The 23,036-nt window shown below is 38.6% G+C and carries 21 protein-coding genes; 9 read left to right on the top strand and 12 right to left on the bottom strand.

What is annotated here, in order from left to right:
* Positions 1-27: 27 nt before the first annotated feature.
* The gene (aspA, locus tag QNH15_RS01625) at positions 28-1,461 is read right to left on the bottom strand and encodes an aspartate ammonia-lyase (RefSeq protein ID WP_283892064.1); all 1,434 of its coding nucleotides are present in this window, start codon (positions 1,459-1,461) and stop codon (positions 28-30) included.
* A gap of 20 nt (positions 1,462-1,481) precedes the next feature.
* On the bottom strand, positions 1,482-2,471 hold the full coding sequence (locus tag QNH15_RS01620) for an asparaginase (RefSeq protein ID WP_283892062.1): 990 nt from the start codon (positions 2,469-2,471) through the stop codon (positions 1,482-1,484).
* A 192-nt stretch (positions 2,472-2,663) separates the two neighbouring features.
* Between QNH15_RS01620 and QNH15_RS01615 the strand changes: the two genes are divergently transcribed.
* On the top strand, positions 2,664-3,026 hold the full coding sequence (locus tag QNH15_RS01615) for a helix-turn-helix domain-containing protein (protein ID WP_283892060.1): 363 nt from the start codon (positions 2,664-2,666) through the stop codon (positions 3,024-3,026).
* Positions 3,027-3,173: 147 nt separating this feature from the next.
* Here the strand turns inward: QNH15_RS01615 and QNH15_RS01610 are convergent, their stop codons facing one another.
* From QNH15_RS01610 to QNH15_RS01590, 5 genes are all read right to left on the bottom strand, one after another.
* Positions 3,174-3,392, bottom strand: a complete 219-nt coding sequence (locus tag QNH15_RS01610; protein ID WP_129478321.1) for a helix-turn-helix domain-containing protein — start codon at positions 3,390-3,392, stop codon at positions 3,174-3,176.
* Positions 3,393-3,402: 10 nt separating this feature from the next.
* Positions 3,403-3,885 (bottom strand): DUF2975 domain-containing protein, encoded by a 483-nt coding sequence (locus QNH15_RS01605; RefSeq protein WP_283892058.1) that lies wholly within the window; start codon positions 3,883-3,885, stop codon positions 3,403-3,405.
* Between the two features lie 305 nt (positions 3,886-4,190).
* On the bottom strand, positions 4,191-5,117 hold the full coding sequence (locus QNH15_RS01600; RefSeq protein ID WP_430667115.1) for a bifunctional helix-turn-helix transcriptional regulator/GNAT family N-acetyltransferase: 927 nt from the start codon (positions 5,115-5,117) through the stop codon (positions 4,191-4,193).
* Positions 5,118-5,261: 144 nt separating this feature from the next.
* Positions 5,262-6,377, bottom strand: a complete 1,116-nt coding sequence (locus QNH15_RS01595; RefSeq protein WP_283892056.1) for an MFS transporter — start codon at positions 6,375-6,377, stop codon at positions 5,262-5,264.
* A 78-nt stretch (positions 6,378-6,455) separates the two neighbouring features.
* The gene (locus QNH15_RS01590) at positions 6,456-6,983 is read right to left on the bottom strand and encodes a TetR/AcrR family transcriptional regulator (RefSeq protein ID WP_283892054.1); all 528 of its coding nucleotides are present in this window, start codon (positions 6,981-6,983) and stop codon (positions 6,456-6,458) included.
* Positions 6,984-7,689: 706 nt separating this feature from the next.
* On the opposite strand from QNH15_RS01590, the gene QNH15_RS01585 reads away from it, so the two are divergent.
* From QNH15_RS01585 to QNH15_RS01560, 6 genes are all read left to right on the top strand, one after another.
* Entirely contained in the window at positions 7,690-8,013 is a 324-nt protein-coding gene (locus QNH15_RS01585; protein ID WP_040375796.1) for an ArsR/SmtB family transcription factor, read from the top strand.
* A 21-nt stretch (positions 8,014-8,034) separates the two neighbouring features.
* Positions 8,035-8,988, top strand: coding sequence for a TIGR03571 family LLM class oxidoreductase (locus QNH15_RS01580; protein ID WP_283892053.1), 954 nt, complete (start codon positions 8,035-8,037; stop codon positions 8,986-8,988).
* Between the two features lie 32 nt (positions 8,989-9,020).
* Positions 9,021-10,028, top strand: coding sequence for an LLM class flavin-dependent oxidoreductase (locus QNH15_RS01575; protein ID WP_053356064.1), 1,008 nt, complete (start codon positions 9,021-9,023; stop codon positions 10,026-10,028).
* 155 nt (positions 10,029-10,183) lie between these two features.
* Positions 10,184-11,209, top strand: coding sequence for an LLM class flavin-dependent oxidoreductase (locus tag QNH15_RS01570; protein WP_283892052.1), 1,026 nt, complete (start codon positions 10,184-10,186; stop codon positions 11,207-11,209).
* 125 nt (positions 11,210-11,334) lie between these two features.
* Entirely contained in the window at positions 11,335-12,456 is a 1,122-nt protein-coding gene (locus QNH15_RS01565; RefSeq protein WP_283892051.1) for an NADH-dependent flavin oxidoreductase, read from the top strand.
* 247 nt (positions 12,457-12,703) lie between these two features.
* Positions 12,704-13,504, top strand: coding sequence for an SDR family NAD(P)-dependent oxidoreductase (locus tag QNH15_RS01560; RefSeq protein WP_283892049.1), 801 nt, complete (start codon positions 12,704-12,706; stop codon positions 13,502-13,504).
* A gap of 1,276 nt (positions 13,505-14,780) precedes the next feature.
* Here the strand turns inward: QNH15_RS01560 and QNH15_RS01555 are convergent.
* Entirely contained in the window at positions 14,781-15,404 is a 624-nt protein-coding gene (locus QNH15_RS01555; protein WP_283892047.1) for a nitroreductase family protein, read from the bottom strand.
* A gap of 278 nt (positions 15,405-15,682) precedes the next feature.
* Here QNH15_RS01555 and QNH15_RS01550 point away from each other — a divergent pair, with 278 nt between their 5' ends.
* Complete coding sequence (locus QNH15_RS01550) at positions 15,683-15,916, top strand: tyrosine-type recombinase/integrase (protein WP_283892046.1); 234 nt, start codon at positions 15,683-15,685, stop codon at positions 15,914-15,916.
* A gap of 212 nt (positions 15,917-16,128) precedes the next feature.
* Here the strand turns inward: QNH15_RS01550 and QNH15_RS01545 are convergent, their stop codons facing one another.
* The 4 genes from QNH15_RS01545 to QNH15_RS01530 all read right to left on the bottom strand — a co-directional run bounded on the left by QNH15_RS01545 (position 16,129) and on the right by QNH15_RS01530 (position 20,723).
* Positions 16,129-16,332 carry a hypothetical protein gene (locus tag QNH15_RS01545; RefSeq protein WP_283892045.1) on the bottom strand — a complete coding sequence of 68 codons (204 nt, stop codon included), beginning with the start codon at positions 16,330-16,332 and terminating at the stop codon, positions 16,129-16,131.
* Positions 16,333-16,407: 75 nt separating this feature from the next.
* Positions 16,408-18,174, bottom strand: coding sequence for a DUF262 domain-containing protein (locus tag QNH15_RS01540; RefSeq protein ID WP_283892044.1), 1,767 nt, complete (start codon positions 18,172-18,174; stop codon positions 16,408-16,410).
* A 276-nt stretch (positions 18,175-18,450) separates the two neighbouring features.
* On the bottom strand, positions 18,451-19,380 hold the full coding sequence (locus QNH15_RS01535) for a hypothetical protein (RefSeq protein WP_283892042.1): 930 nt from the start codon (positions 19,378-19,380) through the stop codon (positions 18,451-18,453).
* A 47-nt stretch (positions 19,381-19,427) separates the two neighbouring features.
* Positions 19,428-20,723 (bottom strand): GTPase, encoded by a 1,296-nt coding sequence (locus QNH15_RS01530; protein ID WP_283892041.1) that lies wholly within the window; start codon positions 20,721-20,723, stop codon positions 19,428-19,430.
* 665 nt (positions 20,724-21,388) lie between these two features.
* On the opposite strand from QNH15_RS01530, the gene QNH15_RS01525 reads away from it, so the two are divergent.
* Positions 21,389-22,510 carry a DUF3800 domain-containing protein gene (locus QNH15_RS01525; protein ID WP_283892040.1) on the top strand — a complete coding sequence of 374 codons (1,122 nt, stop codon included), beginning with the start codon at positions 21,389-21,391 and terminating at the stop codon, positions 22,508-22,510.
* The last annotated feature ends 526 nt before the right edge of the window (positions 22,511-23,036 follow it).

The raw sequence follows: 23,036 nt of genomic DNA, 5'->3' as shown, positions 1-23,036 counted from the left end.
TCAAATTCCTGTAAATCACTTGTTTTATCAAGTGATTTTATCAAGAAGCGCACCACCGGCTATCCCAGGGTTTGTCATTTCATACGGGTTTAGTATCAAATCGAGTTCTTCCTCTGTCAGAACATCATACAGGAGGCAAAGCTCTCGTACGGATTTCCCTTTTAAAATGGCTTCCCGTGCAATGCGCGCACACGCTTCGTATCCCAAGTGCGGATTTACGGCTGTAATGATTCCCACGCTTCGTTCCACATATTCTTTCATCCGGTCTTCATTTGCCTCAATTCCGGACAGGCAATAATCTGTAAAGCTTCGGAACGCATTGTTCATGATGCTGATGGATTGCAGAAGGTTAAAAACGAGTACAGGCTCCATGACGTTTAATTCAAGCTGTCCTGCTTCAGATGCCGAGCAAATTGTATGGTCGTTACCGATGACCTGAAAAGCCACTTGGTTAATGAGCTCCGCCATAACCGGGTTCACTTTTCCAGGCATAATGGAGGATCCGGGCTGACGCGACGGCAAAGTAATTTCACCAAGTCCTGCACGCGGGCCGGAGGCCATCAAGCGTAAGTCGTTCGCGATCTTGGACATATTCATCATGCAGACCTTCAATGCTGCGGATACTTCTGTGTAAGCATCCGTGTTCTGTGTGGCATCTACCAGGTGCTCGGCCCCGACAAGAGGCAGTCCGCTAATTTCTGAAAGGTGCCTTACCACATGTTTGATATACTGTGGATCGGCATTTAAGCCTGTCCCTACAGCTGTCGCTCCCATATTAACTTCGTAAAGATGCTCGCGCGTCTGCTTAATCCGCTTAATGTCGCGTTCCAATACGCGGCTGTACGCTTCAAATTCCTGGCCAAGGCGAATTGGCACGGCATCCTGCAGATGGGTTCGTCCCATTTTTATCACGTGGTCGAACTGTACCGCTTTCTTCCTGAAGACCTCCAGCATGTCATTCATCGTAACAAGCAGCTTCTCCAGCAATTTAAGGGTTGAAATATGAATGGCTGTTGGAAATACATCGTTGGTTGATTGCGACATATTCACATGAGTGTTCGGACTTAGTTTTAAATAGTCACCTTTATGATGACCAAGCAGTTCAAGTGCACGGTTGGCGATGACTTCATTTGCATTCATGTTCATCGAAGTACCGGCACCACCCTGGATCGGATCGACGATAAAATAATCGTGCCAGTGTCCCTCCAAAATTTCATCAGCCGCTTGAACAATGGGCTCACCCAGTCCTTTATAGAGACGGTGGACATCCATATTGGCCAGTGCAGCCGCTTTCTTCACCACTGCCAGCGCATGAATCATTTCTTTATGAATTCTGTAGCCAGTGATTTGAAAATTATCTACAGCGCGTAACGTTTGGATTCCATAATAAACATCTGCAGGAATTTCCTTCTCACCGAGAAAGTCTTTTTCAATTCGGTATGCGGTCTCGCTTTTTATCATTTTCCCTGCTCCTTAGTGATTTAAAGTGTAATATCATCTGCAATGGGTGTTTCCATCAATTCCTTCACCTTTTGCGGATCCTGCGTCTTGCCGAGTACCCACATCAGCTTGGGAACGATGGCCTCTGTATTCATATTCCGGGAACGGATAATGACATTTTGATTAACTTTACGCCCTACTTCATAAAGTTCAATATCCTCCCCTTCTTCTAAACACTGTGTCGTAATGACAACAGAGATCCCACACTCAATCAGTTCGTCCAATTTTTCCAATATGTTTCTTCCCTGAAAGGGAATGCCACCGCTTCCATAACTTTCGATCACAATCCCCTGACATTGATTTTTCAGGCAATCAAAGAATTCCGGCTTAATTCCCGGAAATAACTTAACCAACGAAACATCTGTGCAAAGAGAAGTATCCAGCTTAATTTTCTTATTTTCTAATGAATGAACAGGCTTGTTGTACTCAATATGATCTTTATAGATAGAAGCAATATAAGGATAGTTGATACTTTCAAACGAATCATAGCTTTTCGTTCTCAACTTGATGGCCCTTGTTCCCTGAATGACTCTTCCGTCAAAAACCACATATACGCCACCGATCTCCTCACAAGCAAAGCGCACGGCATCCGCAATATTTCGTTTCGCGTCGGTTTTCTTAAAAGAAATCGGGATTTGGGACCCGGTAACCACCACTGGTTTTTCGAGATCTTGCAGCATATAGGAGAGTGCAGCTGATGTATATGCCATGGTGTCTGTGCCATGCGTGATCACAAAACCGTCGTACTCCTCGTAATGCTCATAAACCGCCTTTGCCATTTCAACCCAATATTCCGGCTGCATATTGGTACTATCAATATTAATCAAAGCCTTACTATCAATCTGGCAGAGTAAATTGAATCCCGGCAAATGACTTAAAATATCGTCGGCTGTCATCTCAGGAACCAGCCCATTCTCCCCTTCGAGCGAGGCAATGGTCCCGCCAGTCGTAAGCAGCATCAACTTCTTCAATATAACCCCTCCTTAAATGCTTTCTTATACCATTAAAATTATAATTATCTTAAAACTATAATACGCGATTCGCGTACTACATACGCAATTATAGTGCTGTTCCAGAGGGAAATCAAGCACAATTTATTCGATTCGCGTACATTTTATCTTCGTCTATGATATAATGAAGGGAGACTAAAGGGGAGTTAAAAGATGATATTAAATCGATTAACGACATTACGGAAGAGCAAAGGATGGTCGCTGCAGTATACGGCTGATCGGCTCGGCATTGCCAAAAGTACATATGCAGGCTACGAATCGGGGCACCGCCGCCCTTCATTGGAAGCCATCGCATTAATAGCTGACTTATTTGACACCTCCACTGATTACATTCTCGGCAGAGTCGATCACCAAGATCCTCAGTTGGATGAGGATTCATCTGTCCCATGCATGGAATTAACGGATCTGTCTGCTTTAAATCTGTCTGTCGATGGCCTCTCCCTTTCTAAAGAAGAACTGCAGCAATTTATTGCGTTTATCAGAGCCAAGCGGCAATTGGAAGATAAGGCAACATAAACAACGACAAAAAACCAATTCCTTAGGTAATTGGTTCTTTCATAAAACTTAAAAATGCATATAAAAATGACCATCAAATGGCAATCTATTTGATGGTCTATTTTTCTTTATCCGAAAAAACTCTTTAAACAAATTTGTTGTCTGTTGTTAATGAGTGGCTTCGTCGCTTTTGTATTCCAAAATATCACCTGGCTGACAATCCAACGTCTTACATATCGCTTCTAATGTTGAAAAACGAACCGCTTTTGCTTTCCCATTTTTCAGAATGGAAATATTCGCCATAGTAATTCCAACCCTCTCTGCAAGCTCCGTTACGCTCATTTTTCGTTTTGCTAACATAACATCAATATTAATAATAATTGCCATTTTCCACACCTTAAACCGTTAAATCATTTTCTGATTTAATATTAATAGCTTCTTGTAAAAGACTTTGGAGAACAGCAGCAAAAACGGCGATAACCATAGAAGAGAAAATAATAACCAAACCGATTGGCATGATACTTGGAGGGTCAACTCTTTTCGCCACGAGATAGTAGAGTGGCATACCTAGCAGGTACAAAGCACTGATTGTGATGGCACAATATTTTATCTTCTTTAAAGCCTTTACCGATAATTCCGAGAAAGCTTGGCTCTTATCAATATAGCTAAGAAGTTTAAAAGCTTGATACAGAGCGAAGTAAAAAGGTATCGCTGCCGCGTACATATCGATTAAAACGAGAGATTTCATAAAAGCAATATCAGGATATAATTCTCCTGCAAAATTCCCAAACTTAGGCACCAAAAATATACACAATGCAAGAACTGGGATTCCGATAAAAATAACAGCTAACTTTAGAAAGAAGGTCGTAACTTGTTTCACAAAAATACACCTCACTGACTTTATAATAAAATGACTTTAACACCTAATTTATCGTTTTACAATAAATTAATATCGATTTAATTACATTATTACTATTTATTATATTTTTTATTTTTGGCAAAATTAAAAAGCATTTCTCATTACAAAGAAATGCTCTTATCATCAGTTGTTAAATTTACATGCACGGGCTGAGGAAGCCTTAAGGGCATGTTTATGCCGCAAGAAGAAAAAGATGAATAAACATTGTGGTTGTGATTGGTAAAACATTCCCTCCTAATTAAAGCTGTTAAAGAAGATGCCTTGCTCTAAAGTAACAGTTCCCATGTTTCTCCAACTAAATCTTGACCAAAACTATGATGCTTTTCTTCATTTACAAGGTTAAATCCCTTTTTCTGATAAATATGCCGAGCTTCTTTAAGGACACTATTCGTCCATAGTACGAGTTTCTTATAGCCAACCCGTCTGGAAAAGTTAATACATTCTTCAACTAATTGTGAACCCAGCCCCAACCCTCTAGCCTTTGAGTCTACGATTAGTAAACGAAGTTTAGCCGTATCTTCATTTCCTTCTACCACAAAAATAGAACCCACAATTTCCCCATTCATTTCGGCAATCCAGCAGCGTTCTCGTTTTGGGTTATAGTTATTTATAAAATCCGCTACAATTTGAGAGACAAGTGCCTCAAAACTCTCATCCCATCCATATTCTTTTGAATAGGAAATCCCATGTTGTTGAACAACCCATCCCATATCACCAGGTTCCTGCTTACGCAAAAAATATGGTCCAGAAAATTTAAGGCCTTCCTTCTTGCTGAGCAATCCCTCTACTGTTGACATAGCATTAATTAATTGTTGTTGTTCACTTTCAGATAATTCTCTAAGGAGTTCAGATATTTCATGGTGTGAACGTTCATTGAGCTGAGAAAATGCTTTCTTTCCTTCAGACGTCAGTTTGAGGATGCGCTGTCTGGCATCTTTAGTAGAACGCTCTTTGCATACAATACCTTTCTCCTCCAATCGGGCTAATATACGACTTAAATAACCAGCATCCAGTCCCAATTCGCGAATTAATTTTGAGGCTGTGAGGTTGTTGTTGTTAGCAATTTCAAACAGTATCCTCGACTCTGTCAGTGAATAAGAGCTATGTAATAATCCCTCACGCAAAGCCCCAATTTGTCTTGTCATAAATCGATTAAAATGACGAACAGCATTTATTCTTTCTACATTTGACAAACTATTCACCTCTAAATTTTAATTGACTTTGTCAAATAATATAATAGAATTAATTGCTAATGTCAATTAAATACAACAGTAGAGGCATTGAACCAGTACCAATTTCTTGTTGTTTGCGATTTGGCTTGAGTAGCAAAGGAAACCCTAAGAAGTCTTCTTTTTTACTGGAACAAACAGACCAATAAGGCAAGCGAGAGAATAGATCATAAAGGCAATTGAGTAGGAACTCATACTAATCAATTCACCTGCAGCAGCAGAGCCAATCGATTGTCCGACACCTAATGCTAGAAATGATAAGCTGACCCCTACATGAGGCACTAATTTAAATATGCGGGTGGCCCAAACAATTAACAGACCGGTAACAAAAATATAGGAAATACCAAACAAAAAACCAGATGAGTATACACCATATATCGATGGAATGGTAATACTAATAATAGCTATAGACATCATTAAGAGAGCCAACCTGTAGGATAACGCTAAACCCGCTCTATTCATTATCCCGCCAGATAAACCTCCGATCGCCCCAGTTAACCCCATTACTACCCAAAAAATCACACTCTCCTTATTACTCATGTTGTATTGAACTGTTAAAAAGCTTCTGGAAAACGTCCAATAGATGGACGAACCAAAACCAACTATAATCGATGAAATTAATAAAAACTTAGCTTCATTGAAGTTAGAAATACTTATTATATTTTCATCCTGTATTTCAGGTTTCTGATAGGGAATCCTCAATGAATTCCATACAAGTACGGCTAAAGAAATGATTGCAAATGAAATAAAAGCGAATCTCCAATGATCGGTGAAAAGAATGGCTATCGGTCCGGATAATACAAGACCAAAACTGGTCCCCGTATTGATCCAGGTATTTCCTCGGTCCTTGTCTTCCTTGTTCAATGATGTTGATGCGACTTGGCTGTATGCAGGTGATGCCCACCCGCTGCCCAGTCCTGCAATAAACGTGCTCATGGCAAGGAAAAGGAAATTCTGTGACAATCCTACTCCCAATAAGCCAACTACTGCACTTAGACCTGAAAATTGAATGACTTTTAGCTGGCCAAATCTTTTTATAAGGAACGATGATGTTAATAAAGCTAAGGTATACGCTATATAAGCTGTTGAACCTACGATGCCAGCATTACTTTCTGTAAGATTAATTGAACGACCAATATTAGGTAAAAACAAACCAAAGCTAAATCGCGCAAATGCATAGGTTACACCAATCATAGCAATACCTGGCAGTACGATTCTCCACATTTTTTCGCCCTCCTTTTGTATAGAACGATCATTATATTTTATTGAGAAAAAAATAAGTAAGAAAAGATTAACCTTCGCTTACTCGTGAAATAACTTTTCAATTGTATCGATCAATTCCTTAGAAACTTCCTTCGGTTCTAATACTTCAGATAAAGCAGCGGCTCCTTCAAACAACATGGCTAAACCTGTAGCCTGGTTATTATTAAAACCACTGTCTTGAAAAAAAGAAATTAAGTTCTTTTTGTGTGCAATAACCGTGTCACTAATTTCTTTATTAGTAGAAGCGTATTCTTCCTTCGCCCGCAGCATCATACACCCATTGGATCCATCCTTGAGTATCCAGTTCATATGTGCTTCGGCTAAAGATAACGCTTTGTTCCTATGCCTATCTTCTTTTAGGCTTGTTTCTAGAAAAGCAAAGTACCTTTCCTCTCGCCTCTTTAAAACTTCGAGTATTAAGTCTTCCTTTGAATCAAAATGGTTGTACATCGTCATTAAAGCAACATCTGATTCTGAGATAATTCGCTTCATGCCTATGGCGTGAAAACCATTTTCATAAAATAGCCGCTCAGCGTTTTCCAATAAACTCTCTCTTTTTTGGCTCAACAAAATCACCTTCATAGATAGAATGATCATTATACTTTAACACAAAGAATGGTTAGATACCAGCAAACAAGCATAAAAAAGAAGCTTCCCACAAGTTTGTTCAACTCATGAGAAGCTTCTTTTATCTTTCTCAAATTCCTTATCAAGGCTTTGAAGGCGTTATTACATCATGCCGCCCATAGATTGTGGAGTTTTACATCACAACATCATACAATCTAACCTTTAATTAAAGCACATAACGAAACATTGGTTCTCCACTAGAATATTCACTGAGCAATATAAAATAATCTCGATATCGGCACCCATTCGGCACCTATCCTTTCCTTTGGTATGCTTTAAAATTAGATTGCATATAATTCGCCATTGCAGTGGAATATGTCAATTAGCCTTTCTGTTCTAATATTTCCAGGCATCACAATCCAAAAAAGAATACTTTTTAAACATTGCATGTCTTCCATGTCCCAGCACATAATTTACGTTGAATCTCCTCTCCACCTGTTCTCTAAGCTAATTTGTGTAGTTCCTTTAAAGCCGTTTCCTAGCGCTGTCTAAAGCATAAAATTTGATTTTGGGTTTAAAGGAAAATAATATAGAGATATCGCAAATTATCAATATCCTTTTGTTCGATTAGTTTATACGCATACCAAGCAAAATAGATTTTAATAAGATCAGAAAGGGGCGGGCACCGTTGAATCGGGAATCAAATATGATAAATGACGAACAGGCAGTTGAAATTTTCAAAGCTCTGTCAAATCAAATAAGAGTAAATATTCTGCAAATGTTGAAAGAACCTGATAATAATTTTTCCCCGCAGGCCCATGTCATCAAAGAAAAAGGCTTTGATGGCGGGGTTTGTGTTAGTGATATTCGCAGCAAAGTAGGACTATCACAATCCACTACCTCCCAGTATTTGTCTATCCTATTGCAAAGCGGTCTGGTTGAAATGAAACGAATCGGACAATGGACTTATTATCGACGCAATGAGGAAACCGTTAAACAGTTTGAAAAGTATATAGGCTTAAAAATATAACCTTTTTAAGGAGGACCAAGAGTGAGTTTTCAAAATCATCGTGCCTATAACAGCATGTACCAGAAAGACAAAATGACACTTGGATTTGTCCTCCCGACCGCCAGGATGTCTAAAAATCCGATTATGGAGAATCAGCTGGAGCTTGCCCGTAAAATTGAGGAATATGGCTTTGCTTCATTATGGCTCCGTGATATTACGATGCAGAATCTGGATATTGATGATAACGGCCAAAAGTACGATTTATGGATTTATTTGACATACCTTGCTGCCTATACGAAGCACATTGCGTTAGTGACAGGAAGTGTAGTTCTCCCTTTGCGCCACCCCGTCAGGGTAGCCAAGGAAGCGGCATCAATCGATCAATTGTTTCCAGGCCGATTGATTATGGGAGTGGGATCAGGGGACAGGGAAAAAGATTTTACAGCTTTAGGGATATCTAAGCAAGAAAGCGGTCCGTTATTTAAAGAAAATTTCGATATTCTCGACCAGCTGTTAAAAGAGGATCAGCCGACAATCCACAGCAACAGAGGGCTGATCGATGGTACAGATATGAGGTTAATCCCAAAGCCTGTATCTTCTATTCCGACCATGGTGACTGGATTTAGCAATCAGTCTATCAATTGGATAGCCAGGAATGGGGATGGGTGGCTTCAATATCCTAGGAGCATTACTCAACAGGCGCAGCTTATCCAGGATTATCGTGCTTTAACTGAAGGAGATTTTAAACCCTTCTCTCAAAGCTTGTTCATCGATTTATCGGAAAATCCCGATGAAATGCCTGTCCCCATACCCTTAGGCTATTCCGTGGGAAGAAACCGCTTAGTTGATCTACTTCATCAATTTCAAGCGATTGGTGTCAACCATTTGGCGTTTGTTCTGTATTTTTCCAAGCGCCCTCCAGAGGAAGTAATCCAGGAACTTGGAGAATTTGTTTTACCCCACTTTCCAACCCATAAAGGTACAGGCCAGCTTTAAAAAATTAAATTGTATATAAAGGAGGAAGAATTATGACAAAGAAAATAGAACTTTCAGTACTAGATCCCTCTCCAATTGTCGAGGGAGGATCAGCCGAACTTTCCCTTCAAAACACACTTGATCTAGCAAAGAAAACAGAGCAGTGGGGATATAAACGGTTTTGGCTTGCTGAACATCATAATTGGGCAGGAATGGCGAGTTCAGCATCCCCGATCGTAATTGGACGAGTAGCCTCTGTCACGGAAAAAATGCGTATTGGATCAGGCGCAATGCTGCTTTCCCATTATTCTCCTCTTTCCGTGGCTGAGCAATTTGGTACATTAGAAACCTTCTTCCCTGGCCGGATCGACCTTGGATTGGGGCGGGCACCTGGCACCGACCAATATACAGCAAATGTATTGCGGCAGCGGGTTGCCGGTGAACCTGAATTTGATGCCCGGCTTGAGGAGCTTATCGCATATCTTTATGGTACAGGAACAGCCACTAAGAATGGTTCATTTAGCTTTCACGCCATTCCCGGCGAAAAAACAAATGTGCCAATTTGGCTGTTAGGTTCAGGGTTATATAGTGCACAATTGGCTGGAATACTTGGGTTACCATTCTCTTTCGCGGGACATTTTGCTCCAGGTAACATGATGGAGGCCATAAAACTGTACCGGGATTATTTTCGTCCGTCTCAATTTTTGGAGGAGCCTTATGTACTGTTAGCCGTTCAAGTGGTGGCTGCTGATGAGAAACAGGAGGCACAAAGGCTTGCCACTTCGATGTATCAAAAATTTCTTTTGTTAACCCGCGGACAGCCTTCGCCAATTTTGCCTCCTGTTGATAATATGGACGAGCTTTGGAACGATAATGAACGCAGGGCGGTTGAAGAACAGCTTTTCACTTCCATCATCGGGGACCCTGCAGGTGTGAAGCAGCAGCTCCATGAGTTAATAGAAAAGACTGATGCTGATGAAATTATGGCTCATACAGAGATTTTTGATCATAAGGCACGGCTGCGCTCTTATGAAATTTTGGCTCAGGCTGCAGTAAATTAAACAGTGTCTAGTCTAATAAACGATGTATTTTCTGCAGATATTAAATCAGTTAAATTAATTTGATTTAGATTGAAACAGTAAAAGAAGACAAAGAAACAACCTGTAAATTCTTTTATAGGTTTGAACCGAAATTTTTAAAGAAAGAAGATGAGCATATGCCTGAAAATGATATAAAACAAATTACGGATATTCCATTCTCGGTCCTGGATCTCTCTCCAATTGCAGATGGAAGTACGCCGGCTGATTCTTTTCGCAATACTTTGGAGCTGGCCCGGCTCGCTGAAAAGCTGGGGTATAACCGATATTGGCTCGCTGAGCATCATAATATGCCATTTATCGCCAGCTCTGCAACATCGGTAGTGATTTCCCATGTTGCAGCAGGTACATCAAAAATCCGGGTAGGTTCAGGCGGCATTATGCTGCCGAATCATGCACCTCTTGTTATTGCTGAGCAATTTGGTACTCTGGAATCATTATATCCAGGACGTATTGATCTTGGCTTAGGCCGTGCACCAGGCACTGATCAGCTTACCGCACATGCATTAAGACGTGACTTGGGAAGTTCAGGGGAAGATTTCCCTGAGCAGTTGGCTGAGCTCCGGAATTATTTTGACCCTTCCCTTGCACAAGGATATAGTCATGTTAAAGCAATTCCGGGTGAGGGATTAAACATACCTATTTGGCTGTTAGGTTCAAGCGGATACAGTGCCCAGCTGGCAGGAGAGCTTGGACTGCCGTTTGCATTTGCGAGCCATTTCTCGCCGCATAACACACTCCCGGCTATCCAGCTGTACCGCCGTTCGTTTAAGCCTTCTAAAGTACTGGACAAGCCGCATGCAATGGTAGGGCTAAACATCATTGCGGCCGACACAGATCAAGAAGCTGAGCGGCTCGCTACAACATTGCAGCAGCAGTTCTTGAATTTGATGCGCGGAAAGGAAGTCCCATTGCCGCCGCCAGTGGATAATATTAATGATATAGCGAGCGACTATGAAATAGCTGCCCTTGAGAATCAATTAGGAACTTCGATTGTCGGCAGTCCTCAAATCGTAAAAGAAAAGCTGGAAAAGTTTCTGGATGAAAGTCAAGCCGATGAAATCATGGCAATCGCCCAGGTTTACGATCATAAGGCACGCCTCCATTCCTATGAAATATTGGCAGAAATTACTCAGCTCAAATAGGTCAAAACTCGCCGATCCTTATGGCAAGCTTTTAATGGATCTCTATAAATTTTTCAGTCTATGTTATCCATTTGCTAAATAGCAAACCCTTTAACCCACTCGATGTAAACAAAAGGAGAAAAAAAATGAATCCAAAATATGAAGCTGCTTTTAAACCATTTACCTTCCGTTCTGGAGTTGAAATAAAGAACCGTATTACAATGGCACCCATGACTAATACGGCGGCACATGAGAATGGTGAAGTATCAGACGAAGAAGTTGCGTATTATCAAGAACGGGCCGGTGGTGTAGGAGCGGTAATCACCGCATGCACATACGTCACCAGGAATGGAAAAGGATTCCCGGGTGAATTTGGTGCAGATTCCGATTCCCTAATCCCTAGTTTAAGACGTGTGGCGACAGCTATACATGAAAAAGGTTCAAAGGCGATTTTACAAATTTTTCACGGTGGCAGAATGTGCCCGCCTGAAGAATTGCCCGATCGTCAACCAATTGCTCCGAGTGCGATTGCAGCGGAACGGGACGATGCCGTTGTACCTCGGGAAATGACACCAGACGAAATCGATGAAATGATTAAAGCATTTGGTGAAGCAACCAGAAGAGCAATCGAAGCTGGGTATGATGGAGTTGAAATCCATGGTGCCAATACGTATTTGATTCAGCAATTCTTTTCTCCACACTCAAATCGTAGAACTGACAAGTGGGGTGGAACGCTGGAAAAACGTATGTCCTTTCCGCTTACTGTAGTTGACGCTGTTAAAAAAGCAGTTTTAGACCATGCAACAAAACCTTTTATCATCGGCTATCGGTTATCGCCTGAAGAAAGAGAGAATCCTGGCATCACAATGGAAGACACGTTGCAATTAGTGGACAAGTTAGCGGACCAGGACCTGGATTATGTCCATATTTCTGTAGGCGGCTTTTGGAATGGATCAATCCGTGATGATAACGATCAGACATCCCGAGTTGTTATGATCCATGAACGTGTCGGCGATCGTGTTCCTGTGATGGGTGTTGGGATGCTGCGTACACCCGATGAAGTGATGAAAGCATTTGAAACAGGTGTACCTTTAATCGCTTTAGGGAGGGAATTGATAATGGAACCTCAGTGGGTACAAAAAGTACAAGCCGGTGAAGAAGACAAAATCCGTACAACATTATCTAAAAAAGATCAAAAAGAACTGGCTATTTCTGATAAAATGTGGGAGTACTATACTGGCATCCCTGGCTGGCTTCCTATAGTATAAAGAGTTCACTTCTCTCATTCCATCTCTGAATTGTAAAAAATAGAAATCGCGATGATCATTGTCATTGCTCAGCAAGTATAAAATATACCTTAAAATACGGAACATGTTAAAGGGAAACCATATCTTAGTGGTTTCCCTCTTTTATAGAGTATTAGAGCAGGAAATAAGCAAGTTCATTTGTTTATGACTAGAAGTTATTGTTAATATATAATCAGCAATAGACGCAATAGAAAGGATTTGATCTAAAGTGAACCTGGGATTAAAAGATAAAACGGCAATCGTGACAGGCGGCAGTAAAGGTATCGGAAAAGCAATTGCCGTAGCGTTTGCCAAGGAAGGCACCAATGTTGTAATTTGTGGCCGTGGTGAAGGAGCATTAAGAGAAACAGCAGCGGAAATTGAAAAGCTGGGAGGCAATGTGCTTGCCGTTCAGGCGGATTTGACGAAACAATCTGATGTGGAACATCTGGTCTCCTCTGCAATCGACCGCTTCAAATCAATCGATATACTCGTAAATAATGCAGGAATAGCCAGTGGATTTGATGATTTTGAAACATTGGATATAGAGGCCTGGCAGCATATTTTTGATGTAAATGTATTTGGGACGGTCCGCGTAACCAAAGCAGTTATCCCTTTTATGAAAAAAGCCGGATATGGACGCATTATTAATATTTCATCGGAATCTGGGCTTCAGCCTGATTCGTTTATGCCTCATTATAATGCTTCAAAGGCAGCTATTATCAATTTTTCAAAGAGCTTATCAAAGGCGTATGCCGCACAGGGAATTCTGGTGAATACTGTATCACCAGCATTTATCATGACACCCATGCTGGAAAATCTGTTAAAAGATAATGCGAAGCAGCTGAATATAACCTATGAAGAAGCTACTCAACAATTTTTAAAGGAAAACCGTCCACATGTCGAAGTAAAACGGCCTGGAACAGTTGATGAAGCAGCATCTGCTGTTGTTTATCTTGCTTCTGAACAGGCTTCCTTTATTAATGGTGTAAACCTTCGGGTTGATGGCGGTTCGGTTGCGAGTATATAAATTAAGCTAATTCTTAAGAAAAAAATTCAAACAAAAAAGGCTATCTTTTATCGATAGCCGCTTTTTTGTTTAGATTACCTGATTCCGCCCGTTTTCTTTAGATATGGATGAAGCTTTATCAGCCCGAGAGGTAAAGCCTCTTCGTATCACCCTTTTTATATTCTGTATCACCAAAACTGCATGTGATTTTTTCTTTGAATAGTCCTAGGGATAATTAGTAAACATGCTGGGAGTTTACCGTTATTTATGGTGCGGTTCACCGTACATTACTAAAGAACATTGTTTCTTTTGAGCAAAAAGTCTATATTTTTGTTTCAAAAAAATAATGACCACTTCCTTGTTATAGAGGAGTGGTCATTTTTTAAATAATCATACATATCTTGACCGTCTGTTTAGCTAAAGCACAAGAATGTCCATAGGCATTTTTATTTTCCTGATTTTATTGACTTGGTCATACAGAAGATGAAACTACAACACAGGTTTATTTACACATTCCCAAAGACAGAAAAAAAAAAGCTTTTCAAAAGTTTGCTCAACTAATGAGAAGCCTCTAATTTTAATTTCGGATCAGTTCAGGCACCTTTTCGGACATCATGCCGCCCATTCATTTTCATATAAAATAGAAAGAAATAGTGTATTAAAAAAGCCTTTAAGTCAACATTTCCAGGAAATTAAACTTAATATTTTAAATATGATATAAAACATCGGAGGACAAACAGGAGGACAATGGCTAGATGTAATAAAATATAAGCCCTTCTCAATTGAGTGGGGCTTTTTCCTCTTCAGTAGACCATTCTTCTTCAACTCCCTCAGTTTAATTCGAATTTCTTCCGAATGCCCGCTTATTCGCAGGATTTCATCCACCAAGAATATCATCCATTGGCTGTAGGAAGTGAATTGAGGACATTTAGGCTACGTGGAGGAATTATTAAATAAAGGAGTAAGTTTCCTTCTCCATATTCTACCATATAATGTACATCTCCACGCCGCCCCGGGAGGCTTTCCATCCCATGTTTCAACGGGTCAATGCCCTCTCATTCCTTCGTTATGCCTATCCAAGGGTGGAGGCCAGTTATGCTAACGCAATGGGTCAGAGTCCTTTTGTTGAAGAAACCTGGTACTCCGTACTTACTACTACAAGGCTGTTTAGCTTGTTAATAAAAGCACACTATTTGGCATTTAAGAGTCGACTGGCGTTACTTCTTTAGTGGCGTGACGGTCGATGACTTGAAATAAAAAAGGAGGACTTTATAGCCCTCCAGTGCATCCTGTATAGTTAATGGAATGTAGCGATTTTTTCTAAGTCAAAACGATGATGCGGATATCCTTCAGAATCTGCTTTACCAATGGGTAGAATGCCTGCCAATTTGACATGCCCGGAAAGATTCAGGAGCTTTCTTACTTTATCCTGATCAAAGCCCAGCATAGGGTTGCTTGAATATCCATATCCTTGTACGGCAAGCATTAAGAACCCGAAAGCAATATTTGTTTGGGTTAATCCCCATTGAGCACGATCTTCCACCGTCATACCATTGAAAAATCCTGACAGATTGACCACTTCTTCCTCCTTGCGCTCTGGAGGAAGTCCCGGATGTACAGTGTCAGCAATATTTGCAAGTACATCCTCCATATCACTTGTAACCACAACAACCGCAGGTGCTGAAGTTACTTGTTTTTGACCATAAGCTGCTTCTTCCAACTTTTCCTTTAGATCGTTATCTGTCACTACATGGAAACGCCATGGTTGAAGGTTCCATGCACTTGGGGATAAGCGGACCAACTCAAAAATCTTATTTAGGTCTTGCTGAGGAATAGGCTCCTGCTTATATTTGCGAATGCTATGGCGTGTTTCAATTGCTTGTTGTACCGATAGAGATTGTTCTGTTGTGTTCATAGCCATGATGATCATCCTTTCTATAAAAAGTCTTAATTAGGTTACCCTACCTAAAAACACAATAACCTTTTGTTAGTTAAAATTTACACTATGTGTAGCATCAGCCTTGTATTTTTATATGAAGCGATTGCTTTTCCGTCTTTAGGTTTTAAATAAAACGATAAAAAAGGAACTTTAAGGGTTACTAAAACTTTATATAATCCAAATAATAATTTTGAAAGCTCCAATTACTTACTCCCAAAACAAAGGGATCCGTCCGAAGTCTTAAGATTGATGAACACCTAGTGAATTTATTAAAAAAGCACCGGATAAAACAAAATGAGATTAAATTGAAAAACAACCACATTTACTATGATAATGGGTTTATATTAGCCAGGGATGATGGACATCCACAATTAATAAAAGTAATTGAAACTAGGCTCAAACGACTGCTGAAGAAATCAGGTATAGAAAAAAACATAACTCCCCATTCCTTCAGACATACTCATACTTCTTTATTAATAGAAGCCGGGGTGTGAATTAAAGAAATCCAGCAGCGATTAGGTCATACAGATATCAATACAACAATGAACATTTACGCCCATATCACCTCAAATATGGAAGAAAAGGCCTCCCAACAGTCTAGCAAACTGATGAAAGACCTTCTCCTTTAGTTATTTTTATGTCATAGGATGCCTTGTTTTTTATAAAACGAGGACAAATCCGAGGACAAGAAAAGCATATATTCATTTTAGACGTTGGTATAACAAGGTTTTAAAACCTTAATTACATCATGCCGCCATATTTGCCCCTTACCACAACCGATATCTAACCATTTAAATGAACTTACGTTAGGATCTGCTAACTTCATTTGTATAATAGACAAGATGGATTGATGTTGTGGAAATATTCGTGTTTTATCTAAAACAGATTTTGAATCATTGTTTGCCGTCATAAAATCCTCCTATTGAATATAAAATCATTAATATCTAAAAAAAGCAAAAAAGCATAGTCAGCAAAGGTAAAAAGGTTAAATAACCTTTTTACCCATAACATTTTCAATTATTTGGATTAGTTGAGCCCTTCTAGTTTCAAAGAATTTATCAAAATCGTCGTTTCTTATTGAATCAATATCAATTAAATGCGTTCTCAAGATGTTATTTAGCTCACTCTCAGTAATTTGCCGTTGCTGTTGTATTTTATTAAGATAAGCACTTGGTGCATTTCCGCCGATTATTCTATTTGTCCTGTAAGAAAGAGGCGTTTTATTGACTATTGAGTCATATAGCTTTTTATCTATATTATTTCTTTCACAATAGGCTCTAGGGAAAATATGATGAATATCAATTTGATCACCGTAATAAGTTTGGATATCAATAGGTACTCCAGAAATAAAATCCTTTCCCCCAGCCTTCATTAATAGCACATGTAGTCCTTTATATGCAGCACTATTTCTTGTACGAAGAGAGTAAAGTCTTTCCGCAGCAAAATTGGCATCTCTAATAGTGCTCGGCTCTATACCACCATTAATCCATTCAATTACCTCAGGTAGATCTCTAGCAAACCTTGTTTCAGAGCCTCCACCATAAAGCTCCCCTAAAACTCCACTCCAATACCATCGTGCTAGTTTGTTTCGGACATTTAGGTCGTTCGCTTGATTTCCTAATTCAACAAAAATAGCTGACAGCGGAATTAATTGCGATCCATAAGGTAAATCTCTAGATGAAAAAATATGTTGCTCCTGAAGAAACTTGGCTGCTTCAATAAGCCCATCTACTACTTTATCTCCCCATTTAACATAATCATCTAAAGTGAGCTTTAAAATATCTCTCCGTTTACAGCTTACGGCAGAAGTTGATTTTTGTTTTCTACGATTATAAGTTGTTAGCAGTGAAATTGCCTGTAATAAATCGGTACTGCTAATGTCAGCCAGGATCTTATTGAACACATTTCCTGTATTTGTTAGCCTAGCTTTTTGGGATTCCCAATTTTTCCTTAATTCAAAGTTATCTGCAGCAAATGATGCTGTTAATAATTCAAATACAGTTAGGGAAACCCCTCCTGTATTAACATTTTCAAATACTTGGCATACCGCTTCTTTAGGAGTATGCTTTCTAAGCATAATTACTGGAGTTTGATAGTTTGTAAACCTAGGGAAAATCTCAGAAAGTAATTTCCCCCATTTAAACGACCTTTCAACAATTTTATTAGCATCGCTAAAGTACTGTGTTTGCCAAGCTAATAACTCAGCCGGGTGTAGGATTAAGCTTACCGGAAGCATTCCTGCTTCACACTCTTTGGATGTGTCTGAATAATCTGCTATGATAACGTTCCCTGGCCCCTTAACAACCTTATCTTCAGGAACACTTATAATTGCCTCTTCTCTATCAATATCTGGATCAATTATTTTATCTATATCTATGTAATAGTGACGAAGGATTTCTTTTCCCCGACTATCCCTAGTTTTAACTGGTTTTCTTAAGATTAATGATTGAAAAAGTGAGGTCAATCGTTGCTGGCCATCTAGAATGAGTCTCTCAGGTTCAACCTGATTCGAGTTAGTTATTCCCTCAACTGGTCTAGGTGCAAATCTTACATCAGGATTTCCAGTTTGAAGCATCATTACTGATCCTATTGGATACGAAAGAGAAATACTAATTAAAAGATTTTTTATTCTCTCGTCATCCCATACCCATCCTCTTTGAAAGTCTGGTAATTGAGTTCTCAACTCTTTAATACTACTTAATAAATCTGATAAACTTTCAACAGTGCTATCAAATGTAGTTATTCCACTCATAAGGTCTTGATCTCCTTTTATATTTTCTATTTAACTTTGATGAAACTTTCAAAGTTTCCTGTGTTCATTCTTATTTTTACAAACGAATTCCTATTACACGTAAGTAAGAAACATTTTATATATATGAAAGCGGGAAAAAATATTTATCTCCAAAATAAATAGGGATTTACGAAATGCCGTGTTAGGAGATATTTAACTGACAAAATTAAATCCACCTTATAATTTTAAAGTGGATTTAATTTCTGATTAATGCCTTGATTTTAGCAGTCTAATAGTTTAGTAAGTAAACTCATTGATCCACTGCTGGATTTTTGCAGCAGCTTTAGCCCTATCATGGTTGTTACGAAACCTTCCTTGATCATCCGGAGAAATTCGTTGGCTCGTGCCAACCACTAGCCATTTTCTATCAGAATCTTTACTGGAAATTACATATCGGTAAAGGGCCCATGTGGTATTAACAACTGTTGGAGCTTTGAAACCTTCCTTTTTAATTTTTTTCCATCTTTCCTTACATGCATTAACTGAACGGCCAACATTAACGGAAAATTGAGTTAGCTTAGAATCATTTACTGTCATAATTTCCGTAAGCCGCTCTTCCTCTGTTCTTGTCCATAAATGTAAGGTGTAACTGTACTCTTCCTCTTGTTCAAATATAAAGTGATCCTTCAGCACACCGTATAATACATCTTTTACCGTTTTCCCATTGACTAATATTACACGTAAATTTGGCAGAAATAGTTGAGGAAGCAAGAACTCTTTACAATTGTTAATATAACTATCCTTGACGAATGGGTCTTTTAGATCGCGCCAAATTTTCGTTGTTGAACATTTTACAATATCCAAATGAACGACATTCTGTACTTCGTGGTTAATACCAAATGAAAGCTCTCCCCAAAGGTCAGATTTTATCAGATTTAGAAAACCTTCAACAGGATTAAACCACTCTTTATAATAGTTTCCTGAGCTGAAATAGTTGTCTTGTTGCTTTTTATGTGAATCAATTTTTTCATCAAAAACAATACACCTATTATTAACATCCCAACTATTGAATGGGGCCGGTCGTCTACCCTTTTTTTTGAATTCATTGAAAGAAGGATTAATACTAAATAATGCCACTGGACAATCGACTTTTCCAAAATTCGATATAGGTGGATATTCATGTTTAAAACCCATTAAAGATGAACATTTAATGCACCTATAATCCATACTGCTATCCTCCAATTAAACACATTTTGAAAAAGCATGTTCAGCTATTAATTGTTTATTGCTAGTTCTTCTTCTGCTATTGTTTCAAGGCTTTCTTGCATGTCCTCCATTTTTTCTTTCATATTCCTTGAAAGAATATCTAGAATCTCCTCTTTTGGAAGTTCATTATAATTTACTTCACTTCTTAAAAAATCGGAACAAACTTCAATAAAGCCATTTGCAATTTTTTCTGTCACTTTTCTATTAAAGGAGCCCAAGATTAAACCTACAACTGGAGATAAAGCCAGATTTCCTTTACCTACAGTTTTACCTAATATGTTTGTAATATAGAAAAGTATCCTTTTCCCCAACTCTTCCCCACCATATCTGAATGCGATTTTACCTGCAGCTTTGCTACCCTCAAATATTAAAAAAGGAAAAACAATCGAATCAAGAAGTGGTTTTGCTTCCTTTGCAAACTCAAAGAAATTCTTTGTCACTGGAATGCCCATAACAGTCATAATATCTTTGGCTATATAAAGATTTACAGCGCCTTTCCCTAAAACATCTAACCCAATTGGGAGGGCATCAGCAGCGTGCGCAAGATTCTTATAGTTTAAAGGGTTTCTGGAGTCTAACCGTTCTTGAATTAACTTTTTTGCAGAGTCAATTTTCTCTTCTATTTTAATCTTCTGGGCAGCTGTAAAAGCTCTTACTGTTGCTTCAGGGAGAATTTCCATTGTCTCACTAACTAAATTTTTTAACCCATGTGGAGGAATTTTTATACCTCCGTACAACTCCCTCTCCTTAGCTAGTATTCTACAAATTTTTAAATTTGGGCACTCTTGTTCAATGCTTTTTTGGAATACTTCATTATTATCTAGTGTTTGAGTTAAAACAATGATGACAGGCATATAATTTGCAAAGTCTTTAATCCATTCAATCTCTACATCTTCTATTCTACGGCCCTCATTTGAAATACAATACCACATAACATGCATATGGTCTTCAACATCTGAAGAATTAGCCCGTTTGTTTATTTCACCTATAATGTCCTTGCGAGACTCTTCTCTTTTAGCAGGATCTAATTCAATTCCCCTAGTATCAAAAAGATTAATTGGTGTATCTGGAAAATTATATTCTACTAACGATTGGGACACAGGTTTACCTGAACCTTCTTTTGCATAATCACGACCAAAAATTCCATTTATTAATGTACTTTTTCCAACACCTGTTTTACCAGAAAGGACAATATTGGGTTTAATAAATTTCTTATCAAAATCCTCATTAAATTTACTAAACTCTTCCTTCATATCAGTAAATAGATCTTCCCAAAAATCACGCTGTTTACTTTCTTCTTCCATACTAAATCCACCTTCTTTTCTATTTTTAAAGACCAGCAAATATTTAAAAGATTAGGAAATATAAACTATTCCCATTTTACCAAATTTTATAGAAAATATTGAAATAAATACATCGGATTCTTAGAAGAGAAGGAGAAGGATATTTTTTCTACAAACAAAATAAAATGGCCATATAACTGCTACTAAAAAGGAATTAACGAACTACTTCCAACTACGAAACAACAATAAAGAATGAAATAGCATTTATACGCAAACCCAAATTTAAGTTGCTGTAGGGGGTACCCGAAATATAGTAGGAGTCATAGTTAGTTGCTGTTTAGCACTGTTTAAAGGTTGAAATAAAACCCAGTAATACTGGGTCTTACTGGATATTCCCTTTTTATAGTTTTGAAGGATTTTGGATTATTTTGTAGAAAGAGAATGAGGTAGATATTTTTCGTTTCTTTATCATCCTTACTTCCTTTTGAACGCATAATTATATGTGCCAGGCCATTTAACTTATTAACTTATTGACATAATGGTTATCATTTAGGAAAATCTTAGACGGGCATCATTAAGATATTAGTGCTCATTTTTAGGCAGATAAAGGATTCAAAATATTTTATAACAAGATCGAGAAGTATGGAGGTAAGCTAACAAAGAGATCGGATGGGGAGGTAGGTAGCATGGATTTAGACCACTATCGAAATATTTGGAGCGCATCATCCGGAATACGATTACTTAATGAAAAGTATAGCTTCTATTATGATGAGACCGGAAACGTTCGCAAGTTTAGACTGACCGATAATGGTGTGAATGCTGAAGAAGGCATTGTTAATGACTTTATTCTCGGTGGTGTGCTGTTTAAAGGAACTACCCCCCCGTGTAATTTGGACTTATTATACGATGAACTGAAAATCAAAGCTCCAGAAATCAAGTATAGAACTTTAGCTGGTAGAGGAGCTGATTTCTGGACTGCAATAGGCAAGAAACCAATTCAGCAATTCCTTACATGGTTAGAAAGCAGTGGCCTCTATGTCCACTATGCTACCTTAAATAATATGTACTACTCCATCGTGGATATTGTAGATTCGTTATTTGTCACTCAGCCACAGTTCAACTTTGGACTTGAATGGTTACAAGCTCTGAAGGCAAGATGGCATAGATTTGTCGTAGCCCATTTAGATGAAATCTTGCCTATATTTTATAGATACGATTATCCGAGTTTAGTGAAAGCTGATATTAAGGACTTTTGCTATGAACTTAGCGATCTTATCCAGTCATATGATGATGACGACTTCTATTTAGAAAACTTCCGGCAGCTACTTAAAGAGAATGGACGTAGAGGAGAACTGTTTTTCATTGAAGATAACACACCAGGTTTATTAGTTGAGGAATATTCAAGTTTAAGAACCGGTCGGTGCGCATTATATAAAGATTCCATCCATTATTTTGATGAAGAAGCAGAGGCAGAATCGTCATTAGAGGTTATACCTTTCACTATGAATGGCGGGAAACTAGACAATTATAAATTCATTGATTCCAAAAATGAACGATTAATTCAAGTTTCTGATGTCTGGGTAGGTCTGCTCGGAAAGTTATTTTTCATTTTGGATGAATCAACACCGGATTCAATCAAGAGCAAAATGGAATCACTTACTGAAGAACAGAAAGAATGTGTTCGGATAATAAACTACTTAATCGATAGTGCTGAAAGTCTTCACAGAGCATTACTTCAGAACGTAAACAGTATTGAGATGGTTCAACATAGAGGATCTCTGTTAGCATTGATGGATGAGCTGGTATGATTACTTGAAATAAATGCAAAAGATCATTTGCCTGGGATGGATTTCTCTCAAGATCCAAAGGACAAGTGCCTGTCACGCCCCGAAAAACTGAAGATGATGATGTCTAACAACAAATAAAAGCATGACGACTTTAGATCTAATGGATAAGAAATCACAATTGAGTCGGAAAATACAGACACTTCTTTTCCCAACTCCTTTTTTGAAAGAATTCCTTGATCATTATAATCCTGAAATAGTTCAAGTACTTGATGAAGTCATTTTCATGATCTAGAATCCTTTTGGTTTGCTTCACATGTTCTCGAAAACCAAGGATATCAATAAAAGTTACAACACGATCTTTATAATGGTTCTCTATGCACATATTAATCACCTCTAGATATAAGAAAAAGACCTCTCAACTATTCTGAGAGGTCTTTTCAAATCAAATGTGGTCAAATTGTGGTCAAATAACGTCTTTCTTTTGTAAGATCGCTGTTTAAAAAGGCTTTTCCAGCCGTTTTACATCATGCCGCCCATGTAGTTGTTT

The organism is Fictibacillus enclensis, from assembly GCF_030123385.1.
Classification (GTDB): Bacteria; Bacillota; Bacilli; order Bacillales; family Fictibacillaceae; genus Fictibacillus_C; species Fictibacillus_C enclensis.
This window is presented reverse-complemented; position numbering and strand designations above follow the sequence as displayed.

Coding starts and splice junctions, on each gene's coding strand:
- QNH15_RS01545 (WP_283892045.1), bottom strand. CDS start 16,332: ATGACGGCAAACAATGATTCAAAATCTGTTTTAGATAAAACACGAATA.
- QNH15_RS01555 (WP_283892047.1), bottom strand. CDS start 15,404: ATGGCTATGAACACAACAGAACAATCTCTATCGGTACAACAAGCAATT.
- QNH15_RS01540 (WP_283892044.1), bottom strand. CDS start 18,174: ATGAGTGGAATAACTACATTTGATAGCACTGTTGAAAGTTTATCAGAT.
- QNH15_RS01610 (WP_129478321.1), bottom strand. CDS start 3,392: ATGGCAATTATTATTAATATTGATGTTATGTTAGCAAAACGAAAAATG.
- QNH15_RS01575 (WP_053356064.1), top strand. CDS start 9,021: ATGACAAAGAAAATAGAACTTTCAGTACTAGATCCCTCTCCAATTGTC.
- aspA (WP_283892064.1), bottom strand. CDS start 1,461: ATGATAAAAAGCGAGACCGCATACCGAATTGAAAAAGACTTTCTCGGT.
- QNH15_RS01615 (WP_283892060.1), top strand. CDS start 2,664: ATGATATTAAATCGATTAACGACATTACGGAAGAGCAAAGGATGGTCG.
- QNH15_RS01570 (WP_283892052.1), top strand. CDS start 10,184: ATGCCTGAAAATGATATAAAACAAATTACGGATATTCCATTCTCGGTC.
- QNH15_RS01585 (WP_040375796.1), top strand. CDS start 7,690: ATGATAAATGACGAACAGGCAGTTGAAATTTTCAAAGCTCTGTCAAAT.
- QNH15_RS01535 (WP_283892042.1), bottom strand. CDS start 19,380: ATGGATTATAGGTGCATTAAATGTTCATCTTTAATGGGTTTTAAACAT.
- QNH15_RS01565 (WP_283892051.1), top strand. CDS start 11,335: ATGAATCCAAAATATGAAGCTGCTTTTAAACCATTTACCTTCCGTTCT.
- QNH15_RS01530 (WP_283892041.1), bottom strand. CDS start 20,723: ATGGAAGAAGAAAGTAAACAGCGTGATTTTTGGGAAGATCTATTTACT.
- QNH15_RS01525 (WP_283892040.1), top strand. CDS start 21,389: ATGGATTTAGACCACTATCGAAATATTTGGAGCGCATCATCCGGAATA.
- QNH15_RS01595 (WP_283892056.1), bottom strand. CDS start 6,377: ATGTGGAGAATCGTACTGCCAGGTATTGCTATGATTGGTGTAACCTAT.